This is a genomic window from Nonomuraea sp. NPDC001684 (genome assembly GCF_053596515.1).
The window spans coordinates 1-2,668 of record NZ_JBSFGJ010000758.1 but is presented as its reverse complement, the minus strand read 5'-3'; the positions used below and the strand labels follow the sequence as shown (position 1 = coordinate 2,668).

Genomic DNA, 2,668 nt, shown 5'->3' with positions numbered 1-2,668 from the left:
CGCAGCACGTCGGCGCGCGCCGCCCGCAGGCGCAGCAGCAGCGGCCCCGCGTGCTCCAGCAGCCGCTCACCGGCCGGGGTCGGTTCCACCGGGCGGCGGCCGAGCAGTGGCAGCCCCAGATCGGCCTCCAACGCCGCCACCTGCTGGGAGATCGCCGACTGGGTGTAGCCGAGCTCGTGGGCGGCGGCCGAGAAGGAGCGCAGGCGGGCCACCGTCACGAACGTGCGCAACAGATTCGGGTCCATCAGTAATGCTTATAGCAGGTGCAGACATCATCGTTGGCGCTTAAGGACGGGGGGAGGTCAGGATGGGAGGCATGAGAATCGCCCTGGTCGCAGACCGTTCACCCGGCGTCCGGTCCCACGCCCGCGTCCCCCGCCTGATCGAGGCGCTGCGCGAACGCGACGGCATCGCCCTGGACCCCTACTGGATCCCCACCACCGAGGCCGACGACCTCGACGGCTTCGACGGCATCTGGATCATGCCCGGCAGCCCGTACGCCAGCGAGGCCGGCGCCGTCAACGCAGCCCGCACCGCCCGCGAGCGGCGCATCCCGTTCCTGGGCACCTGTGGCGGCTTCCAGCACATGCTGCTGGAGTACGGCCGCAACGTGTGCGGGCTGGACGTCGAGCACGCCGAGAACACCCCCGGCGCCGGGGCGTTCCTGCTGGAGCCGCTGTCGTGCTCGCTGGCCGGGCACGAGGGGCTGGTGCGCCTGACCCCCGGCTCGCGGATCGAGCAGATCATGGGGACCACGTCCATCGTCGAGGCCTACAGCTGCTCCTACGGCCTCAACGACGCCTACCGCGGGACGCTGACCGAGCACGGGCTCGTCTTCTCCGGCCACGCCGAGGACGGCATGGTGCGGGTGGCCGAGCTGCCCGGCCACCCGTTCTTCGTCGGCACGCTGTTCCAGCCGGAGCTGGCCGGCGACGGGCGGCGTCCGCACCCGCTGATCGCCGCGTTCGCCGCCGCCGTGCAGCGCCATGCCCAGCCCGCCGCCGTGGCCCGCTGAACGTCAGTCCGTTCGGGCGCTGCGGGTCAGCGCGTACGGGCCGGCGGTGCGAGTCGGCCCGTACGGCGGGCCAGCAGCGCCAGGAGAGCGGCCGTCACCAGGCCGAGCACGGTGAGCGAGACCCGGTCGGCGGCCGTCTGGGCGTTGGCGAGCACGCCGAAGGCGGTGTGCCCGATCAGCGCGCCGCCCGCCAGCGCCAGGCTGTGCCGGTCGCCCCAGCCGCCGTGCGCGGCCCACCGCCGTAGCAGCAGCGCGGCCACCACGGCCAGCAGCGCCGCGGCCGCCATCGGCGCCGCCACCCAGCCGCCCTGGGTGAAGGCCGGATGCCGGGCCCCGCCGAAGGGGAACAGCAGCGCCAGATACCCGAACGCGACGACCGCGGCCCCCACCGCCACCAGCGCCGGAGCGGGCACGCCCGCCGACCCCCCGGCCGCCTGCGCCGACCCGGCCGGCGGCGGGGGGACGACCCGCAACGCCAGGACGGCCAGCGCCGCCACCGCCAGCAGCATCCCCGCCTGCACCGGCCACGGCGCCAGGTAGCCGGGGTCCATGAAGGCCGCCGTCCAGCGCAGCAGCAGCACGCCCAGCACGAACACCACGCCCGCCACCACCAGCCCGGCCCGTCCCAGGTAGGGGCGGTGGCGCAGCGCCGGGAACAGCAGGTCGGCCAGCAGGATCGGCAGCGCCACGCTGAACACCGCGTGGTAGGGGATGTTCAGCTCGGTGTAGGCGGTGTTGAGGCCCAGGACACGCGGCGCCCACCCCGCCGCGCCGTACAGGGTGGGGCTGGTCAGCGCCTGCAGCGCCAGCCCCTCCTCCACGATCCCGTACGCCGCCCCCAGCAGCAGCACCGACCCCCACCCGCGACCGGCACGGCGTACCAGCTCGCGGATCAGGACGGTGCCCGCGCCGTAGATCGGCGTCCACACCAGCAGCAGCCACGCCTGGCGCAGCGGCGGATTGCCCAGCGTGAGCTCGGCGACGACCGGGGTGAGCCCGGCCAGGACGAGCGCGGCCCACCGGCCGCGTGCCTGAAGGGAGACCATGCCCCCACGTTCCCGTCCCGTACGGGGGCGGCGCTGCTGCCTTGCGGCCGGTCCGTGGCCACCGCGGTCGCGCACCGGGCACGACTTTGGTTGCCACGGCCGGTGACCACGGTTGCCGCCCGGCACGGCGGGTGCGGGCTCGCTACGATCGGCCATGGTGTTCGGGGCGAACGGCCCGCAGACGGGCGACGAGAATCAGGGCGGGCGGTCGCGGCGGGAGCGGGTCGCGGTTGCCGGAGGGGTCGTGCTCGCCCTGGCCGGCGCCGTCTCGGTGGTGTGGGGCGACCTCGCGCCCGGCACACCCGGCTGGCACCTGTGGGCCGACGTGACCGGCGGCGCGGCGGCGTGCGCGGCGCTGTGGTGGTGCCGCCGCCGTCGGGTGGCCGCCGGGCTGGCCGCCGTGGGGCTGGCGATCCCGGCCGCCGCCGCCTCGGTCGCCGCCGGGATCGCCACGCTGGTCGTCGCGCTCCGCCGGCGTCCGCCCGCGGCCGTGGCCGTCGGGGCGGCGTGGGTGGCCGCCTCGCTGGCCAGGTTCGCCCTGCGGCCGCCGGGGCTGGCGCCGTACCCGGTGTGGGCGCTGGTCGCGGTGCTGTTCGGCGGGGCGGTC

At 76.0% G+C, this 2,668-nt stretch carries 3 protein-coding genes and 1 pseudogene; 2 read left to right on the top strand and 2 right to left on the bottom strand.

Annotated elements, in window-relative coordinates; genetic code table 11:
* On the bottom strand, window positions 1–245 hold a 245-nt coding region (locus ACWCSD_RS51260; RefSeq protein WP_449926947.1), incomplete at its 3' end, for a LysR family transcriptional regulator.
* A 71-nt stretch (window positions 246–316) separates the two neighbouring features.
* Between ACWCSD_RS51260 and ACWCSD_RS51255 the strand changes: the two genes are divergently transcribed.
* Window positions 317–1,015, top strand: a complete 699-nt coding sequence (locus ACWCSD_RS51255; RefSeq protein ID WP_449926944.1) for a CTP synthase C-terminal region-related (seleno)protein — start codon at window positions 317–319, stop codon at window positions 1,013–1,015.
* Window positions 1,016–1,041: 26 nt separating this feature from the next.
* Here ACWCSD_RS51255 and ACWCSD_RS51250 read toward each other — a convergent pair whose 3' ends face one another.
* On the bottom strand, window positions 1,042–2,061 hold the full coding sequence (locus tag ACWCSD_RS51250) for a hypothetical protein (RefSeq protein ID WP_449926941.1): 1,020 nt from the start codon (window positions 2,059–2,061) through the stop codon (window positions 1,042–1,044).
* Between the two features lie 154 nt (window positions 2,062–2,215).
* Between ACWCSD_RS51250 and ACWCSD_RS51245 the strand changes: the two are divergent.
* A pseudogene (locus ACWCSD_RS51245) lies at window positions 2,216–2,668 on the top strand (hypothetical protein); the annotation flags it as partial.

Excerpts from the sequence above, each read along its gene's own strand:
- ACWCSD_RS51250 (WP_449926941.1), bottom strand. The coding sequence starts at position 2,061 with ATGGTCTCCCTTCAGGCACGCGGCCGGTGGGCCGCGCTCGTCCTGGCC.
- ACWCSD_RS51255 (WP_449926944.1), top strand. The coding sequence starts at position 317 with ATGAGAATCGCCCTGGTCGCAGACCGTTCACCCGGCGTCCGGTCCCAC.